Annotated in this window: 18 protein-coding genes and 2 pseudogenes; all 20 read right to left on the bottom strand. The window is 39.2% G+C overall.

The features are described from left to right. Positions 1-3: 3 nt before the first annotated feature. A complete protein-coding gene (locus HMPREF2837_RS07160) occupies positions 4-549 on the bottom strand; it encodes a PTS glucitol/sorbitol transporter subunit IIC (RefSeq protein WP_001106813.1) in 546 nt (181 codons plus the stop codon). Beyond that, the gene (locus HMPREF2837_RS07155) at positions 546-1,043 is read right to left on the bottom strand and encodes a transcriptional regulator GutM (RefSeq protein WP_049548210.1); all 498 of its coding nucleotides are present in this window, start codon (positions 1,041-1,043) and stop codon (positions 546-548) included. Before HMPREF2837_RS07155 ends, HMPREF2837_RS07160 begins: the two co-directional genes overlap by 4 nt. Continuing rightward, positions 1,043-2,868, bottom strand: a pseudogene (locus HMPREF2837_RS07150) (BglG family transcription antiterminator). The gene HMPREF2837_RS07155 and the pseudogene HMPREF2837_RS07150 overlap by 1 nt, the downstream one beginning before the upstream one ends. Positions 2,869-2,930: 62 nt before the next feature. Further along, entirely contained in the window at positions 2,931-3,731 is an 801-nt protein-coding gene (locus HMPREF2837_RS07145) for an SDR family oxidoreductase (RefSeq protein ID WP_038804195.1), read from the bottom strand. A 183-nt stretch (positions 3,732-3,914) separates the two neighbouring features. Then, on the bottom strand, positions 3,915-5,264 hold the full coding sequence (locus tag HMPREF2837_RS07140) for a glucose-6-phosphate isomerase (protein WP_075230768.1): 1,350 nt from the start codon (positions 5,262-5,264) through the stop codon (positions 3,915-3,917). Positions 5,265-5,435: 171 nt separating this feature from the next. Then, entirely contained in the window at positions 5,436-6,125 is a 690-nt protein-coding gene (locus HMPREF2837_RS07135; RefSeq protein ID WP_070889112.1) for a gamma-glutamyl-gamma-aminobutyrate hydrolase family protein, read from the bottom strand. 137 nt (positions 6,126-6,262) lie between these two features. Beyond that, a complete protein-coding gene (locus HMPREF2837_RS07130; protein ID WP_075230767.1) occupies positions 6,263-8,029 on the bottom strand; it encodes an ABC transporter ATP-binding protein in 1,767 nt (588 codons plus the stop codon). 1 nt (position 8,030) lies between these two features. Then, complete coding sequence (locus HMPREF2837_RS07125; protein ID WP_075230766.1) at positions 8,031-9,737, bottom strand: ABC transporter ATP-binding protein; 1,707 nt, start codon at positions 9,735-9,737, stop codon at positions 8,031-8,033. A 177-nt stretch (positions 9,738-9,914) separates the two neighbouring features. Further along, positions 9,915-10,616 (bottom strand): histidine phosphatase family protein, encoded by a 702-nt coding sequence (locus HMPREF2837_RS07120; protein ID WP_049548215.1) that lies wholly within the window; start codon positions 10,614-10,616, stop codon positions 9,915-9,917. A 109-nt stretch (positions 10,617-10,725) separates the two neighbouring features. After that, entirely contained in the window at positions 10,726-11,163 is a 438-nt protein-coding gene (gene comGG / locus HMPREF2837_RS07115) for a competence type IV pilus minor pilin ComGG (RefSeq protein WP_049548216.1), read from the bottom strand. Continuing rightward, positions 11,141-11,602 carry a competence type IV pilus minor pilin ComGF gene (comGF, locus tag HMPREF2837_RS07110; RefSeq protein ID WP_049548217.1) on the bottom strand — a complete coding sequence of 154 codons (462 nt, stop codon included), beginning with the start codon at positions 11,600-11,602 and terminating at the stop codon, positions 11,141-11,143. The genes comGG and comGF overlap by 23 nt, the downstream gene beginning before the upstream one ends. Beyond that, positions 11,565-11,867 (bottom strand): competence type IV pilus minor pilin ComGE, encoded by a 303-nt coding sequence (comGE, locus tag HMPREF2837_RS07105; protein WP_049548218.1) that lies wholly within the window; start codon positions 11,865-11,867, stop codon positions 11,565-11,567. The genes comGF and comGE overlap by 38 nt, the downstream gene beginning before the upstream one ends. Further along, positions 11,830-12,264 carry a competence type IV pilus minor pilin ComGD gene (gene comGD / locus HMPREF2837_RS07100; RefSeq protein WP_049548219.1) on the bottom strand — a complete coding sequence of 145 codons (435 nt, stop codon included), beginning with the start codon at positions 12,262-12,264 and terminating at the stop codon, positions 11,830-11,832. The genes comGE and comGD overlap by 38 nt, the downstream gene beginning before the upstream one ends. Further along, positions 12,227-12,550: a competence type IV pilus major pilin ComGC gene (gene comGC / locus HMPREF2837_RS07095; protein WP_049548220.1), complete on the bottom strand. Its 324-nt coding sequence runs from the start codon at positions 12,548-12,550 to the stop codon at positions 12,227-12,229. The genes comGD and comGC overlap by 38 nt, the downstream gene beginning before the upstream one ends. Beyond that, positions 12,551-13,567 carry a competence type IV pilus assembly protein ComGB gene (comGB, locus tag HMPREF2837_RS07090; protein WP_075230791.1) on the bottom strand — a complete coding sequence of 339 codons (1,017 nt, stop codon included), beginning with the start codon at positions 13,565-13,567 and terminating at the stop codon, positions 12,551-12,553. Further along, positions 13,515-14,456: a competence type IV pilus ATPase ComGA gene (gene comGA, locus HMPREF2837_RS07085; RefSeq protein ID WP_049548221.1), complete on the bottom strand. Its 942-nt coding sequence runs from the start codon at positions 14,454-14,456 to the stop codon at positions 13,515-13,517. The genes comGB and comGA overlap by 53 nt, the downstream gene beginning before the upstream one ends. A 54-nt stretch (positions 14,457-14,510) precedes the next feature. Beyond that, on the bottom strand, positions 14,511-14,888 hold the full coding sequence (locus HMPREF2837_RS07080) for a DUF1033 family protein (protein WP_049548222.1): 378 nt from the start codon (positions 14,886-14,888) through the stop codon (positions 14,511-14,513). 137 nt (positions 14,889-15,025) lie between these two features. Further along, a complete protein-coding gene (locus tag HMPREF2837_RS07075; protein WP_049548223.1) occupies positions 15,026-16,084 on the bottom strand; it encodes a zinc-dependent alcohol dehydrogenase family protein in 1,059 nt (352 codons plus the stop codon). Between the two features lie 138 nt (positions 16,085-16,222). Continuing rightward, positions 16,223-17,374, bottom strand: coding sequence for an N-acetylglucosamine-6-phosphate deacetylase (nagA, locus tag HMPREF2837_RS07070; RefSeq protein ID WP_049548224.1), 1,152 nt, complete (start codon positions 17,372-17,374; stop codon positions 16,223-16,225). A 260-nt stretch (positions 17,375-17,634) separates the two neighbouring features. Then, positions 17,635-17,812, bottom strand: a pseudogene (locus tag HMPREF2837_RS10790) (IS200/IS605 family transposase); the annotation flags it as partial.

Genomic DNA, 17,812 nt, shown 5'->3' with positions numbered 1-17,812 from the left:
TTTCTATAAATCAAATGTTTTACTCAAGGTAACACCTTGCTGTTTTGCTACATAAGCAGTTGTAAAATCGGTTACCCAACCACCTACAAAGTTCATGACAAGCCCAACAAGCATGTAACGAATGGCTAAGTCCATTTGACTTAAACCTAAAGTTTGAATTCCTGTCGCAATTCCCATCCATACAAATAATTCCCCAGGATTGATATGTGGAAATACACCATTTGAAGTATGGCAAAACTGCATCTGAGCTGCTACAAAACTAGGTTTATAATATTCTGGTAAGAAACGTCCCATACTGATTGCCATCGGATTTCCCAGCATAAAAGCTGAAATGAAAGGTAAAATCATATACCGGCTAACAGGATTTTTGGCAGAAATCTTAGCCAAGGAATTGACCTTCTCTTCTCCCAAGAAAGCGATAAGGGTATTCATTGCAATCAATAGCATCAAGACAAGAGGTACAATATTTGTCATCCAGCTAATAAAGGTTTCTCCACCTAATTGGAAGAGTTTCATAAAACTCTCTGCAAATTCTGTAATGTAATTCATAAGGAACTCCTTTTCTTATTTTTTTTAAATAACTGTTTAATAGATAATTGTAAGTAATCCGCATAAAAGCCGAATCCCAGAAAAGAATCAGAAGAACTTGTCTCTTTCTCAATACCTGCCTCATGCCAAAGATAGACTTTTCTAGCATCTTCTATAGCTGATTGCATCAACTTATTTTCTTTTCTCACAAGAGGATTATACTTGTCAAAATAATGGATGTCTTCTCCAACATAATCGTCCATATTTTGAAAACGCGCTAAGATTGTGACTCCTTGCATTTTGCTAGCTTTAAGAACCCGACCGTTTTCATCAACCGCGAACATGACAATCGTACCGGATTTGATTCTTCCGGATTTTCTGCCAATCGCTACGCGCCCCAGTTTCCGGAGCATCGTATAGGTCTTATTGAAGTCTTTGAGTTGCTGCCAGCCGAGGAACATTTGAAATATATAAGCTGCCATGACAAATACAGCGAAAATTATTAGCGAATTCATTAAAATACTCCTTTGCTCTTAGAAAATGATAGAAATTCTGTCTCTGTTTCTACAGCCCTCAATGCTTCTTTTAGAGAAGGCTCTCCTGCAATTCGAAAATGTCGTCATACAATTCCAGCAATTCACTTTCCATTTTTCTTTCAATTTCTGAGGGTATAGCGACTAGAAAGATAAATTCAATCCAATCATCTCCTTTTTGATAAGGCTCTTCTAGTTTTCCAAACATTAAAATAGTTTTTGCATAACCTTGGTTAATTGTATGGGGAAAAGCAATTCCTCCGCCAAAAACGGTTGATTGTTTTTTCTCCCTATCAATTATCCGATTTCTAAAACCTTCATCAATCATCTGAAGTTTCTCTAACTCTGCAACCATATTTAGCAAGTATTGATGATAGGTTTTTTGTGGACCTAATCGAACAAATCGTAAGCTGACTGTTTCTAGATTTCTTTGATGAAAAGCATTGGCTCTCTGCCATTCTTCCCGCAACCATTGATCATCAAAAAGATGATTAACTTGAATGACTGGAGATTTAGAATCTTTATATTTTAGAGGAACTGTCGTAAAAATCGCGAAATAGTCCTGATTCAAATCCACATTAAAATCCTCTTCAGAATACTGAGTAATGTCTACATCATTTCCAAGGATTCGTCTGAGTTGCTGAATAATCATCGCAGCAGTTCCTCTTCCTGTTGTGCAAACTACAGCTATCTGCTTGCGAGAACTATTTACAATAGAGTTTTGCTTTCTTAAAATCATTTCAAAATACAAAGCCAAATATCCGATTTCAGATAATTCCAATTCAGAACCAAAAATTGCAGATAGTTCTTCTCCAGCAATTTTCGCCATTTCAAAAGCAAAAGGATATTGAGTTTGAACCTCGCCATGAAATATATCATTAGCTTGCACATGGAAAATCAGTCGATTGATTAAGGGGCCTAGATGAGACTTGATTTCTTCAAATAATTCTTCATCATCAAAGTTAACCAACATTGTTTCTTTGACTTTCTTGACAATCCCTTGAAAAATGTTTGCAAGCTGTTCAGATTGATAAGACGGCTTGCTTAAAGTGTCAATAAAACGGACATTAAAAGGAAAACACAAAAAGTCTATTTCAAACTGACTGAGGGAAATCTTATAAGTCATCACAATATGATAGATTAATTTCTCAACCAAAGGGGTCTCTGTTAAATCATTCCTATAGTAAGGAATAGGACAACTCAACACCCTAGATGCATGAATACGCTCCACCATAATTGAAATGGTCTTTCGAAGGAGTTCCTTTGTTTCTTTCGGGATTTTATACTCCTGGAGTAGCGTCTCCAGAAAAGAAGATGTTGCCTCGGTGAGTGTCCTTCCTTCAAAGTAAGGGGCCACTTGGTGAATATAGAGCAAGCGCAAATTCAGCTCGTCCCCCAAGACCTCCAGCCCACGGTTGGGCTTTCCTGAAATAGTGATAGAGTAACTATCTGCCAAAGATTTTACTTGTTTTAAATCCTTATTAAGGGTACTTCTACTAACACCTGCTTCCTCAGCCAAGTCGTCAATAAGAAGAGGGGAGTTTGACTTAATTAAACGTTTTAGTAAATAGGCAATTCTTTTACTGGAAGAATTGAAGTCACTCTCCTGTTTTAAACTACCAGATAAAATCCTTTCCAACTCTGTATAGTCATACACTTCTAACATTAACTTATCATCTTGTGAGATAATCTGGATATTAGGAGCCAAAACATCATTTAATTGTTGGATACTCTTTTGCAAGGTTTGCATACTAATATCCAGCTCTGAGCGCATATCTATCATGGAATAAGTTGGCTGTGAGACCATTTTTTCTAAAATGTTATACCATCGATTTACTAAGGTCAACTCTCTTCCTCACCTTCATTTTTTTAACCGCGAGTTTTCCCTCCAGCAATATTTGTAGTGACTCCAGTTATATAGCTAGAACGATCTGAAATATAGAATGCTACAAGATCAGCTACTTCCCGTAGTTTACCACTTCGTCCCAAAGGAGTTGTTGAAGTTGAAGCATAACCAGCTCGAATATCTTCTACCGTCTTTCCACGGGTATAAGCAAGAGCTTCCTCATAAGAAAGAGTTCGAAGTCCCGTAGCTTCCATAATTCCTGGAGCAATTCCAACCACACGTACACCATGCTTACCCAGCTCTTTCGCCCATGAACGAGTGTAACTATAGACTGCTGCTTTTGTTGCAGCATAGGCACTTTGTCCTTCAGAACCTTCCAAGCCTGCTTCTGAAGCCATGTTCACAATTACACCTTTTCCATTTTTCACTAAAATACGTCCTACTGCCTGACTAACCAAATACAAACCTTTTTGATTAATCATTGTTACTTTTTCAAACGTTTCATCGTCTAACTCGTAAGGACCTTTAGGATTTTCTGCATCAATTAATAATCTGGGAACATTAATCCCTGCATTATTGACTACCGCATCAATATTGCCAAATCTTTCAACTATTTTGGCAACACCCTCTTCTACTTCAGAGCGAGAAGTTACATCAACTTTTACAAATAATAGATTCGGGTGACGCAAATCGTTGTCGCTAAGATCAAAATTCGCTACATTGACTCCTAATTCCAGCAATTCTTCAACGATTGCCTTACCGATCCCAGATGACGCGCCAGTCACAAGAACTGTTTTGCCTTTTATGTTTAACCAATCATTCATTTTGATACCTCTCAAATTTTATTTACAAGGCAATTATACAGCGCTTTCATAAAAGAATTAAGACACTCTTTTTTACACTTTTAAAAAAAATAATAAACTAATTAAGAGGCTTGTACTAAAAATCCACAAGAAATGAACTTGTGGATCTTTTTATATTCTAAATGAACTCAAAGCATATGAGAATCAAAGGCGTGCATTCAACTCAGCACCCAGCTCTTCAAAGCCTGGTTTCCCAAGAAGAGCAAACATGTTTTTCTTATAAGCTTCAACTCCAGGCTGGTCAAATGGATTGATACCATTCAGGTAGCCAGAAAGAGCAATAGCCAACTCAAAGAAGTAAATAGTGTAGCCCAAAGTGAACTCATCTTGCTCAGGCAGTGTCACAAACATATTTGGAACTCCACCATCAGTGTGTGCTAACAGCACTCCATCTGTAGCTTTTTTATTGACAAAGTCAACATCTTTTCCTTGCAAGTAGCCAAGACCGTCCAAGTCTTCTGCCAATTCAGGAATCAGCACATTTTTGCGAGGTTTATCTACACGGATAACTGTTTCAAAGAGGATACGGGTACCTTCCTGGATAAATTGTCCCAGAGAGTGCAAGTCTGTTGAGAAGTTAGCTGAAGTTGGATAAATCCCTTTTTGGTCTTTCCCTTCTGACTCACCAGCCAGTTGCTTCCACCACTCAGAGAAGTATTGCAGAGATGGTTCATAGTTAGCTAGAACTTCTGTCAGATAACCTTTACGGTACAAGATATTGCGTACAACTGCATATTGATATGCTTCATTTTCAGCCAACTTATCAGAAGCATAAGCCTTGCGAGCAGCATTTGCTCCTTCCATTAACTTGCTGATATCAGCTCCTGCAGCTGCGATTGGCAAGAGCCCCACTGCTGTCAATACTGTAAAACGACCACCTACACTATCAGGCACTACAAAAGTATCCCAGCCATTAGCATCTGCTTCAACTTTAACTGCACCTTTAGCGCGGTCTGTAGTTGCGTAGATACGTTGGTTAGCTTCTTCTTGACCGTACTTCTTAACCAAGAGTTCTTTGAAGACACGGAAAGCAATAGCCGGTTCAGTTGTTGTACCTGATTTAGAAATCACGTTTACTGAGAAATCTTTGTCTGATACATAGTCTACCAAATCAGCCAAATAGCTTGAAGAGATAGAGTTTCCAGCATAGAGGATCTGAGGTGCCTTGCGTTCTTCCTTTCTTTGCAAGTTTACAAATGAATTATTCAAGAAATCAATAGCTGCACGAGCTCCTAAATAGGAACCACCAATACCGATTACGATCAATACCTCACTATCAGATTGGATTTTAGCAGCAGCCTTTTGAATACGAGCAAATTCATCTTTGTCATATTCTTCAGGTAAGTTCAACCAGCCAGTCATTTCTGCCCCAGGACCTGTACCATTTCTCAGAGCAGAATCTGCTGCAGTCACTTGAGGCTGCATATAATCTAGTTCATTTGGTGCAACAAATTTATCTAATACTTTTGAATAATCAAATTTAATATGTGACATAATATTCCTCCAAAATTTCTTCTCTTCTATCATAACCCTTACCTTAGATTTTTTCAAGTTTTTATACTGAATTTTTCCAAATTTTATCATAATTTAAACATTTGCGTAAAAAATGTTACAATATTAAAATTTGAACGAAATAAGACAAAAAAACGACTAGGTTTCCAGTCGTTACAATTCATTCAATAAATACTCAAATAATTCTAAGTTGCCATCCTCTTTATTGACCAAAAATTCTGGATGCCACTGCAAACCAATAATACGGTGTTCATCGATAGATTCGATTGCTTCAATCGTTTGGTCACGTGGATCTACTGCAGTTACGCGGAAATTAGGTGCCAAGTCTTTAATACTTTGACGATGAACTGAGTTTACTTGACTTTCTTTACTAAACAACTTGGACACAACACTTCCTTCCACTGTTTCAATAGAATGTGAAGTTCCAAAAGGTAGACCTTGCCAATGACCTTCAATCTCCTGATTGAGTGTCCCACCAAAGGCAACGTTTACCAACTGAACGCCACGGCAAATGGCTAAGATTGGCTTGTTCTGACGCAAGGCTTCTTGTAGAAGAGCTAGCTCAAACTCGTCGCGAGCTAGATTATAGTCATCGCTATCAATTGTTTTTTCCTCACCATAAAACTGAGGATGAACATTTTGTCCTCCAGTCAAGATGAGCTTATCAATCATTTCTACATAGTCATGGACAAGTGTCTCATCACCAACCGGAATGACCAAAGGAAGTCCGCCAACCTGACGAATACTTTCAGCAAATTTACAGGATACAGATGAGTGGATGTTTTTTCCTTCTGCGTCTACAGGACATAGGTTTGCCGCTACTCCAACAACTGTTCTTACCATTACTGACTTCCTTTCGTTCTCCATTGATAATCTTATCTTATCACCCTTACCCACTCCTGTCTAATATGTATTTTTTAAGTCCGTGATAAAATTTTTTTATCAGAAAAAGTTGCCCAAAATTAGGACAACTTTTTTGCTTATTCAAAGACAAATTGATTATGGTACAGTTCGGAGTAAAAGCCTCCAAGCTTGAGTAATTCGTGATGATTTCCTTGTTCGATAACCTCACCATCCTTAAGGACAATAATCTGATCGGCATTGAGAATAGTTTTCAAGCGATGGGCAATCACAAAGCTCGTTCTTCCTGCCACAATTGCCTCCATAGCATTTTGAATCTTGCTCTCTGTTACAGTATCCACGTTTGATGTTGCCTCATCCAAGATTAAGACCTGGGGATCCGTCATTAAGGTTCGAGCGATGGAAATCAACTGCTTCTGACCGGTTGAGAAGACGCTCTGGTCATCATTAATCAGAGTATCGTACTTATCTGGTAGACTTTCGATATATTCATGGATATGTGTAGCCTTAGCAGCTGCTTCTACCATCTCCTGACTAGCATCTGGTACACCGAATCGAATATTGTCCCGAATAGTTCCGCTGAACAAAACAGAATCCTGCAAGACAATTCCCACCTTACTTCGCAAACTGTCTAAATCAAACTCGCGAATATCTCTGCCATCAAAGCTGATACTTCCTGCATCCACATCATAAAAACGATTGATCAAGTTCATGATAGTTGTTTTCCCTGAACCTGTCGGACCAACTACCGCAATCATTTTTCCTTTTGGAGCTGAAATGCTAACATCTTTCAAAATGGGTTTTCCTGGCAGGTAGGAGAAGTCCACCTTACGAATCTCTACACCTTCTTTTAATTCGTTAAAGACTGGAGCATCTTGAGGACGAATTTCTTCTTCTGCATCAAACATTTCTTGGATACGTTCTGCACCTGTAAAGGCCAGTTGCAAACTTCCCCAACTAGCTGCCAATTGGATTATGGGTTGATAATACTGTTGTGAAAACTGGGTAAACATGACAATCAAACCCAGAGCAGTTGCTGTCTCGATGTTCTTATCATTCAGTAAGACAGCTGAACCTACAAAAATAACTACTGCTGTGTTGACCAAGCTCATTCCGTTCATGACAGGAAAGAGAATTCCTGAAAACATTCTGCCCTTAAAAGTTGCTTTACGGACACGCTCGTTTTGCTCAACAAAACCTGCAATCACATCTTCTTGAATGCCTTGAACAATAACGGCTTTTTGTCCAGAGATACTCTCATCCATGTAAGCGTTGAGCTTCCCAACCTCTTTTTGCTGAAGATTGGTATATTTTCTTGCCAATTTCAAAATGACAATCAACATGATGACAGCTATCGGAGTGCTAGCAATCGTAATCAAAGCCAAGGTCACATTCTTTGCGAACATGACAATCAGCAAGCCAATATAAAGGGCAATATTGGTCATGACAGACACTAAACTTTCGTTGAAAGCTTGGAGGATATTATCCAAATCACTGGTAAAACGTGACAGGATATCACCATCTTGATGGCGGTCAAAGAAGGAAACAGTCAAGCGAGAAAGCTTGCCAAAAAGTCCCTTACGCATCTCATTTGTCGATTCGGCAATAATACGGCTCATCAAAACCATATAGATAAGACTCGACACCACGAGCACAATCAAAATATAAGCAAGATTAATCAAGAGTCCTAATAGACTTTGCCAAACCATATCAGGATTTCCATTTTGATAAGCTATAACTAAATTAGCTAGTTCCGTGACTGTTTGACCTGCAAATACTGGAAAGAGGGCTTGTGCAATCGTTGCAATGATAATCATAGCAATAACAACGACAAAGGATATCTTATAAACTTTAAAATAGTTCCAAAAAAATCGAAATGTATTCATCCTACTCCTCCTTTCCTTTTTGCGTTTCGTAAATTTCTCGATAAACTGCGTTTGTTGCAACCAAGTCAGCGTGTTTGCCTTGACCAATCAAGCGACCTTGGTCAAGCACTAAAATTTTATCAGCATGTACAACAGAGCTAATCTTTTGTGCGATGATAATCGTAGTCGTCCCCTTCAAATCCTTGTTGAGAGCTTCTTGAACCAAGCGTTCTGACTTGGCATCCAGTGCTGAAGTAGAATCATCAAATATCAAGATTTTAGGATTGCTAACAACCCCACGCGCAATGGACATTCTTTGTTTTTGTCCACCAGAAAAGTTGGTCCCACGTTCTTCAACCGGACTCTCAAAGGCCAAGTCCATACGGCTGATAAACTCACTAGCTTGGGCGATACGAGCTGCGCGTTCCATTTCTGAAACTGTCGCATCTCCCTTACCTTGTCTGAGATTATCTGCGATGGTTCCACTAAAGAGAATGGCTTTTTGTAGGACGATAGAAACTGTCTTACGAAGCGTCCCTTCACTAACTGTCCGAATGTCCTTTCCACCAATCTTGATCGAACCTTGCTGCGGATCAAATAATCGTGGAATCAACTGAGCCAAGGTTGATTTCCCTGCACCAGTTGCTCCGACAACACCAACCATTTCACCAGCTGCGATATCGAAGGATACATTTTTTAGGATAGGTTCTTCATCATTTGGATAGGTAAAGGTAACATTTTCAAAACTGAGACTTCCTTCCAATTCTTCATCTTCCACATCATTGAAAGTCATAGCTGGTTCAGTATCAAGGATTTCACGAATACGACGAAGGGAAATCATGGCACGAGTGACTGAATTCCCCAAAAATCCAACCATGACGATGGTAAAGATAATCTGACTCAGGTAGTTTACAAAGGAAGCAATGGAACCAACTACTGAAGGATCTGACTCTGCCATACCTGCTACAAGCCAGATTGAAAGAAAGACAGCCCCGTATGAAATCATCATCATTACAGGTTGAACGATAGAAAAGGCGTAGCCGATATAAAGGTTTTCACCCAGTAATTCATCGGATACCTGCGTAAACTTAGCAAATTGATCTTTTTCTCGAACAAAAGACTTAACCACGCGCACACCACGTAAATTTTCTTTGGCAATGGCATTGATACGCTCCAATAAAGTCTGGAATTTTGCAAATCGAGGTCCCATCATCCCCATCATAAGACCTGTCATGGCGACGATCAAAACGACCATAAGAACCAGCACCCACCACAACGAAGGTAGAGTGACAACGGCTAATATAAAGGAACCAATAAATAAAATAGGTAGTCGAAAGAGGATTTGGAAGGTCATCATAACGACGTTTTGAATCTGGTTGATATCGTTGGTCATACGCACAACGAGGTTCCCGGCATTAAACTTCTCAATATTGGCGTATGAAAAAGTTTGAATCTTACGAAAGGCATCTTCACGCAAGTCAGACGAAACTCCTTGAGCAATGTAAGCTGCTAACACTACATTGATCCCACCTGCAATCAAACCAATCAAGGCAACAAGGATTAACCAAAAACCAATATGATAAATAGCTTCGTTATCACCCGTTAGCAGTGCCTCTAAAACCTCCTGCAAATAACGTGGTTGCAAGAGTGAACTCGTTACCATTAGACCTGTCATAACCAAGGAAGCCAGGGCCTGCCATTTATAGGCTTTTATTTTCTGAAACAGCATATTTCCCCCTTATAAGATAGACAAAAGGGGACGACAGTTCTGTCAGTCCCTTCTTATGCTTTTATGTTGATACTATTCTAACAAAAAAGAATGCTATTGTCAAAGCACTCAGCTCTCAGAAGCTTGTGCAAGCACGACATTAGCATTCTATCAATCCTTTAAAAATTCTTCTAAATTTTATTGTTCTGAACTAGCTTGCTCGTCTAGCTTAATTCGTCCAATTTCACGGTAGCTACGGTCCCCAACAATCTTGACCGAGAACTGACCATCTTGGTACTCGAGAATCGTCACACTTCCATTATCAAGGCCATGCGGATGCATTCCGTTGATTAAATAAACAATGGTTCCAATAGTCATTCCATGGCTGACTACGAGGGCATTTCCTCCTCCATTAGCTTCCATTTCCTTTGCAATGGCTTCAAAACCCTCCCAGATACGACCACTTAGTTTTTCCCAGCCTTCAGCCCAGCCTGCTGTATCCACTTCTACCAAGCCTTCAGCTAGCTCCGCGTAGGATAAACGATGCACATGATCGACATTAAAAATACGAGGAATGATCCCCATAAAAAGGTCTCCATCATAAGCACCATCAAAACTACCAAAGCACCATTCACGGATTCGCTTATCCATACGATAAGGAATTTGCCCTGTTAAACCTAGTTCCTCAAGGATAATTCCCATAGTCTGAATAGTCCGCCCAGAGTCGCTTGAATAAGCACGCTCAAACTTTAAGCCAGACTCACGCAAACCAATTCCCAATTCGTGAATACCTCGCTCACCTTCAGTTGTTAGTGGAGTATCACTCCAACCTTGAGCACGCCCAATCGTATTAAACATTGTTTTCCCATGACGCACTAGATACAATTTTACACTTGCCATTTTCCGTCCTCCATATGTATCTATTATAGCATGATTTCAAGCAAAAACCTCGTCCTAACCCACTGAGTCCAACATCACCACTTAAACTAGATTTTACAAATCTGATAATCTATGTCTTATCATTCTTAGAAGGATCATCTTTAGATGCCTCGGTGGTCTCATTTTTTACCTGTTCTTCTTTTTTCTTCTCGCTTTCTTCTTTTGACTTTTTTTCTGTTTTCTTCGTCTTGTCGTCGGTCTTTTTCAAAGGTGGAAAACGAAATTCAAATTGATTTTTCCCAGTGTCAACAATCGCTATGAAGCTCTTTTCGTCACTACGATAAGTTGCCTTTCCTGCATTAAATGACAGCTGACCACTCTCCGAACTAGCTTTTTCATAGGTCCTCTTAACAATTGCAAATGCAAGAAGTTTTTCTTTGTTCAGTGCATAATCCTGATGATGAGCTACTTGCCGATTCAGATAAAACTGCAATAAGAGACTAAAAATTCCAGCAATAGTGACAGCGTAAAGAAGAACGCCTGCTCTAACTTTTTTCTTTTTCAACACGATAGATAAACTCCCTCTCTAGTCCCTTTTCAAACTGAAAATTGAAATGAACATTTTGCCCTTTTTGGTAAATATGTGCTGATTTCAGACCGTAGACCATGGGTTGATAGCCACGTCCACTAGCATCTGTTTTCCGAAAATCATCTGACCTTGATTTACCCATGGAAATAGGTTTACCATCTTGTTTGAGGTAAAGCCTATCATTCTCAACTTTTTCAAACTGGGCTCGATTCAGCTCCGCTTCCAGCTGATCTACAAATAAGAGCCATTCCTTCTGCTCACTTCTCTGCTGATAGCGAACTTCTGAAACCAAGAGTCGGCTCATAGCTTGAAAAAGAAGTAAACTCCCACTAATCACAATAAGAGCAACCAGGGATTCTAAAAGAGTAAAAGCTCTAGCTTTACTTTTCCTCAATCGCCAATAATTTCTCCGTTCCATGGTATACCTCCAAACCTCGCTCATTCGAGACAACATGAACCGTAAGGCCATTGACAGTTAACTGCTTTTGTCCAGTCTGCAAAGCCATACGAGCCACTCGCAAAACTTCTTCCTGTTTTAGAAGTTCTACTTCTCTTTTTCTACTTTCTTGAATTTGTCCCAGCAAGAGGGTTGCAATACTTGCAAAAATGGCTAGCGAAATCACTGCCTCTAGTAAAATAACCGCCTTAGTTTTTTGCTTCTTGAATACGTTTAATCTTTCCATTTCCTAGATATAGTTGGTAGCGAACCACTTCTTTCCTTGTTTGAAATCTCACGCTAGCTAGAGACGAATTCCCTCCAGCCTTATCAAAAGTGATTGACTGAGTGGACTGCAGTTGAATCCCTTTAGGAATGGCTAATTTCTGATAGCCATTCCCAATACTTCTCTCTTCTAACATTAAGTTGATCTTCTGCTGACTAGCCAGACTTCGCTTCTGGGTTTCTCGATAAAGTTCCTCAAACTCCATAAAGAAAATTTGCTCTTCCACAGCCGCAAAAGTGGACTGAACTGAACTTGACAAGCCCAAGGCTAACATACTAGCTATTCCTAAAACTAATAAACTTTCCAACATGGTAAAAGCCCTAATCCTCAACTGACTGACTCTTGTTTTGTTTATCATGATATTCTTTGTAGGCTTTTACTTGCTCAACAGTGATACGTCCATCTGCCTCTAGCTTGCTTAGGCTTGCACGCTCATTTTTCTCCAAGCTATAGAGTTCTGCTTGACTTTCTACCACCTTGACGACAGCTGCTTTACCCTTGTCATTCACTGCATCCTTTTGCTTAGTAAGATTTGGCACAAACAGTAAGAGTAGGACGCTAATGATAAGCAACACCACCAACATTTCTACCAGTGTGAAAGCTTTTGCCTTAGCTTCTTTTAATTTCATCAACATCTTTTTCATCTAAAAATTTACCTCCATATTTTGATACATTGGCAGCAACATAGCTGCATACAATAAAACGATTAGCAGGGCTACAAAAATAAAGACCAGTGGTTGAACAAGGTTCATGGTCCGATTAACTCGGGTAAAGAAGGATTCCCAGGTTTTTTCCGCATAGATTTCCAATTCACTTCCCAACTTGGATTTAACTTCTCCATATTCAATGATTAATCCCAACTCCTTTCTAAAGAAAGGATAATCTTGCACAACTTTCGAAAATTCATGCCCATTTTGCAAAGATTGATCTAAATCGTATCCAATTTCCTTAAAAAGAGGATCTCCTTGCTCCTGCATCATCTGGAAAATCTGTGCCAACTCTAAACCTTGTCCAATCATATTTCCCCATTCCCGAGCATAATAGGCAGTTAGATAATACTGAACAAATACACCTAAAAAGGGGATTCTAGCCAGATAAGAAAAGACTTGTATCTTCTTAGATTTTCTGTAGAATATCAGTCCTGTTAAAGATACAAGACTTAGTGCCAGAGTAAGTCCGAGAAAAATCTGTGGCAGGTTACTAATCACTAAGGTAGCTATGTTACTACTATCCAGTTGGGGCAAGAGATAATTCCGCAATCCTAGCATAATTAACAGTAAAAAAGCTAGCAAAATAAGTGGATAGGTCGCAACTTCAATTAACTTCTTTTTTACCTTGGCTAGATTATCCAGATATTCTTCAATTTTCCGCAAGCTCAAATGGAGATTCCCATGAACTTCAGCCAGCGAAAGCTGCGTGACAATTGCACTCGAAAAACCTAAATTCCCCATCATTTCCGAGAAAGATTTCCCTTGCGAGAGTCCTAGGCACATCTGAGTTACATATTCCTTCTCCAACAAAAGACTTCTATCAAGAAAGGAAATAATTTCTACCAAGTGAAAACCACTCGAAAACAAATTGTTAAAGAGAGTGATAATTTTCTTCTGCTTACTGGTAGCCAATTTTCTCCGTTTCAGCTTGAAGGGCAGTGATATGTCCATTTTTAAAAAGTTGGTCAATTTGCTCATTCCAGTTTTCTGCCTGGTGTTCTGAATAATTTTGGTTTGCAAAATCAATAATTCCTCCTCCCCCGATTAGTCTCTGGTAGCATACGCCTTGTAAAACAACTGCGAGTTCATCTTCACTGACGCCAAGTTCTAAAAGACGCTCATAGACCCCACGAATACTCTTTGCATGTATGGTCGAAAACACTGTAGCTCCCGTTAAACTCGCTCGTACAACTGCACGGGCTGTTTCTCTATCCCGAATTTCCCCAATAATCAAAAGATCTGGGCGGTGCCGCAAAGAAAGTTTTATCAAGTTTTCATAGCTCAGTCCAATAGCTTCATTGAGTTGTAATTGTAGCATCTCTTCTTGCTTAATCTCGACTGGGTCCTCAATGGACATGACTTGTTGTCCCTTAAACAATGACTTAGCTAATTCATGCATTAAGGTAGTTTTACCACTTCCTACAGGTCCTGCAAATAGATAAAGGCCGCGTTGCCTAAAGCCCTTTTCTAATTCCTTAAGGTCTTGAAACCAGAAGCGCAACTCTTGTTCTTCATCGTGCAAAAGGCGAATAACTAGACTCTCATGACCACGATAATCTCCTACCGTCGATAAGCGTAGTGAAGAAACCTTGCCATCATGCTGATAATCACAGGACCCAAGCTGACTACGACGCTTTTCTCCAACATTCATCCCCGCAATAAACTTAAAATGACTAATAACTGCGCCCAACTTTTCAAAGTCATAACTATCAACAAATCGCCTCTCGTCTCCAATTCGCATATGTAGCTCATAGATCAGATTTTTAGGAACAAAATAGATGTCTTGAGCTCCTTCTTTTTTGGCCAGTGTAATCAATCCTTGTGCAAGTGCTTGTACCATATCTTCCTCCTTACTGTTATTATTCGAAGAAAATACAAAAAAAGAACAACTTCCTTAAAAAGTTGTCCCTTCGTTTTTGATACGGCAGGTTCGGTGCACCTCAAGCCCTGTTTGTTTTTCATAGCCAGGTCTAAATTTTTCATCTGGAATGACTTGCCCATCTTCCAACAAAGCCAAGGAATGATATTGCTGAAGAAATTCATCGCATTCTTCACACCAGCGTTTATCTTCTGGATCCCAAAAAATAGTCATCAAGTCTCCTCTACTTTTGTAAAGGGGAATCTCCTTTTCTAACTCAAACCAACAAGACTTATAATATTTCAAGGCGTCATAATAGTTATCAAATTTTTTGCTCGCAATGACGTCGTCTTCCCAGCCTTCTATAAACCACCACGGTTCAAAATCTCCGTACATTTTTATAACTCGATACATAGTTTAACTTCCTTTGTACCGTATATTATAGCGAAATTTTAAGAACAATGAAAGAATTTTGCTCATTTTCACGAATTATATAACATTTTCAAAAAATCCAGCTATTCAAAAACGAATAACTGGATTTAAAAACAAGATTAACCTTCTGAAATATCGTTTTCAATGATCACTTTAATCGCATGATGATCGTCGGCCTTACTAAATACTTCATAGGCCTTTTCTATTTCACTAAGTTTGAAATAATGAGTTACCAATTTTTCAGGTTCAATTTTATGACTTTCTAAGGCTTTCAAAAGCTGAGGAGTTGTATTGGTAGAAACCAATCCAGTAGTAACATTAATGTTACGAATCCAAAGAGTGTCCAAATCAAACTGAACTGGTCTACCATGCACACCACAGTTGGCTACTGTCCCATCTACACCGATAATCTTTTGGCAGAGATCAAACGTTGCAGGAATACCAACAGCTTCTATAGCAACATCCACACCTCTACCATCTGTTAAATCATAAATTTCTTGAATTGCTTTTTCAGGGTCTGAAGAATTAATCTTATGAGTAGCACCGAAAGAAACTGCAGTATCCAAGCGGTTATCGTCTAGGTCCACCATAATCAATTTAGCTGGTGAATAGAATTGTGCCGTCAAAAGAGCTGCCAATCCAACTGGCCCTGAACCAACGATGGCTACACTACAGCCAGGCTCAACTTTCCCTTTTAAGACACCAATTTCATAGCCAGTTGGCAAGATATCAGATAACATAACTAAGGCTTCATCAGACAAGTCAGATGGAGTATGATAAAGAGTATTATCAGCATGAGGCACACGAAGATATTCTGCTTGCATACCGTCGATCAAATGTCCAAAAATCCATCCACCTTCGTCTTCACAGTGAGCATAGATTCCTTTTTTACAATAGTAACACTTGCCACATGCACAAACGCAAGAAATTAAAACCTTATCACCCTTTTTGAAGTTTGAAACTCCTGCTCCGACTTCCTCTACAATACCAATTCCTTCATGCCCTAGGATAGTTCCACTCTTACAAGCAGGAACATCTCCTTTAATAATATGAAGGTCTGTACCACAAATAGTAGTCTTAACGATACGCACAATAGCATCTGTTGGCTTGCGAATAACTGGTTTGTCAACATCAACAAATGACGCAAGGCCGGGTTTAACGTAAGTATAAGCTTTCATAAGCAATCCTCCGCTTTTTTATTTGTATTGTTTATATCACAATTGTAAGCCTTTTCAACATAAAAATCAAGTGATATGTGAAAGAGCTCACAAATTTATTAAAAAAAGTAGAAACTAAAGTCGTTTCTACTTTTTAGATTATGCTTGATAGCGTTTTTCTCCATCTAGATAAGTTGCTACTAATTCCAAATCTTTATCTAGCACGATAAAGTCAGCATCATAGCCTTCACGAATTTGTCCACAGACGTCATCGATATGAACTGATTTAGCTGGATTCAGACTAGCCATCATGACTGCTTCATGAGAATTTGCAATTCCCCACTCAACAACATTTTTCAAACCATCTTTAAGTTTGAGAATGGAACCTGCCAAGTTACCTGTAGATTTAAGGCGAGCAGTCCCATTTGCAACTACAACTGGAAATTCACCTAACATATAATCGCCATCTTGCAAACCACCTGCTGTCATACAGTCAGTGATAAGGGCAATATTTTCAGTTCCTTTTTGTTTAAGAAGAATTTCGCAAGCCTTAGGATCAACGTGATGACCATCACAAATCAATTCTGCATAAGTGTGTGGCAACTCATACATAGCACCAACCATACCAAGTTCGCGGTGTGTTAAACCACGCATTCCATTATAGGCGTGAACCCATACACTAGCTCCAGCATCAACAGCTTTTTTTGCTTCATCAAAGGTAGCATTAGAGTGACCAAGAGCAACAGTTACACCTTCACCAGTAATTGTACGTACAAAATCCTCAACACCATCACGTTCAGGTGCAAGAGCAATTTTATTAAGAAGACCATTAGCAGCCTTTTGCCAAGCGCGGAATTCATCCATACGTGGATCTTTCATATAGGCAGGATTTTGAGCCCCCTTAAATTCTTCGGTGAAGTAAGGTCCTTCAAAATAAATACCACGAATCTTAGCACCAGATGCTTCTTGATAGCGTGCACCAATGTTTTCAGTAACAGCCAGCAATTGTTCGTATGATGAAGTTAGTGTAGTTGGTAAGAAACTAGTAACACCTGTGCTAAGAAGGCCTTCACTCATCGTATGAAGTGTACCTTCGATATTATTATCCATAACATCGACACCACCAAAACCGTGAATGTGTGTATCAACTAGACCCGGTGCAATGCTGTAACCAGAGTAGTCTAAAATTTCTGCATCATCCGAAATCTCTTCAACGTGCTTACCAAACTTGCCATCAATAAGTTCCAAATAACCACCGCGACGAATACCATGTGGATAGAAAAATTGATCAGCTTTAATATATTTAGGCATAATGAAAACCTCCTTAAGAAAATATTCTACTATTTATTATGTCAATTACATTATAAACTTTTCAAAACAATTTGTAAATGGTATAGACCTTTTTTAGTGAAATTTTAATAAAGAAATAATCATAACCACCCGTCTAACGGGTGGTTTGCCCCAGGGCTATAAGCCCAAATTACCAGCCAGCGCCTAAAGACGCTGGCTTTCACGTTGTTCAAGCCTCATTGCTCTTGACTCGTCACTTGCCTCTCAAAGAGGCTTTAGTATTACTTACCACTATCCCTAAAGAGATCCTCATATTCTTTGACACTCAATTTATCTAGTGCTATATCATGCTTTTCCTGTTCTTGGATATATTTCTTAATTGTGGCTTCATTGAGTCCCACCGCACTTACATAATAACCTTCCGCAGATTGGCGTGTTTGTCAAACATCATGAGTGCAC

It is taken from the genome of Streptococcus sp. HMSC071D03 (genome assembly GCF_001812125.1).
GTDB lineage: Bacteria > Bacillota > Bacilli > Lactobacillales > Streptococcaceae > Streptococcus > Streptococcus pseudopneumoniae_N.
Note: the sequence above shows the minus strand (reverse complement) of the source record. Positions and strands in the feature narration are given on the sequence as shown.

Coding starts and splice junctions, on each gene's coding strand:
- HMPREF2837_RS07160 (WP_001106813.1), bottom strand. CDS start 549: ATGAATTACATTACAGAATTTGCAGAGAGTTTTATGAAACTCTTCCAA.
- HMPREF2837_RS07155 (WP_049548210.1), bottom strand. CDS start 1,043: ATGAATTCGCTAATAATTTTCGCTGTATTTGTCATGGCAGCTTATATA.
- HMPREF2837_RS07145 (WP_038804195.1), bottom strand. CDS start 3,731: ATGAATGATTGGTTAAACATAAAAGGCAAAACAGTTCTTGTGACTGGC.
- HMPREF2837_RS07140 (WP_075230768.1), bottom strand. CDS start 5,264: ATGTCACATATTAAATTTGATTATTCAAAAGTATTAGATAAATTTGTT.
- HMPREF2837_RS07135 (WP_070889112.1), bottom strand. CDS start 6,125: ATGGTAAGAACAGTTGTTGGAGTAGCGGCAAACCTATGTCCTGTAGAC.
- HMPREF2837_RS07130 (WP_075230767.1), bottom strand. CDS start 8,029: ATGAATACATTTCGATTTTTTTGGAACTATTTTAAAGTTTATAAGATA.
- HMPREF2837_RS07125 (WP_075230766.1), bottom strand. CDS start 9,737: ATGCTGTTTCAGAAAATAAAAGCCTATAAATGGCAGGCCCTGGCTTCC.
- HMPREF2837_RS07120 (WP_049548215.1), bottom strand. CDS start 10,616: ATGGCAAGTGTAAAATTGTATCTAGTGCGTCATGGGAAAACAATGTTT.
- comGF (WP_049548217.1), bottom strand. CDS start 11,602: ATGGAACGGAGAAATTATTGGCGATTGAGGAAAAGTAAAGCTAGAGCT.
- comGE (WP_049548218.1), bottom strand. CDS start 11,867: ATGGAAAGATTAAACGTATTCAAGAAGCAAAAAACTAAGGCGGTTATT.
- comGD (WP_049548219.1), bottom strand. CDS start 12,264: ATGATAAACAAAACAAGAGTCAGTCAGTTGAGGATTAGGGCTTTTACC.
- comGC (WP_049548220.1), bottom strand. CDS start 12,550: ATGAAAAAGATGTTGATGAAATTAAAAGAAGCTAAGGCAAAAGCTTTC.
- comGB (WP_075230791.1), bottom strand. CDS start 13,567: ATGGACATATCACTGCCCTTCAAGCTGAAACGGAGAAAATTGGCTACC.
- comGA (WP_049548221.1), bottom strand. CDS start 14,456: ATGGTACAAGCACTTGCACAAGGATTGATTACACTGGCCAAAAAAGAA.
- HMPREF2837_RS07080 (WP_049548222.1), bottom strand. CDS start 14,888: ATGTATCGAGTTATAAAAATGTACGGAGATTTTGAACCGTGGTGGTTT.
- HMPREF2837_RS07075 (WP_049548223.1), bottom strand. CDS start 16,084: ATGAAAGCTTATACTTACGTTAAACCCGGCCTTGCGTCATTTGTTGAT.
- nagA (WP_049548224.1), bottom strand. CDS start 17,374: ATGCCTAAATATATTAAAGCTGATCAATTTTTCTATCCACATGGTATT.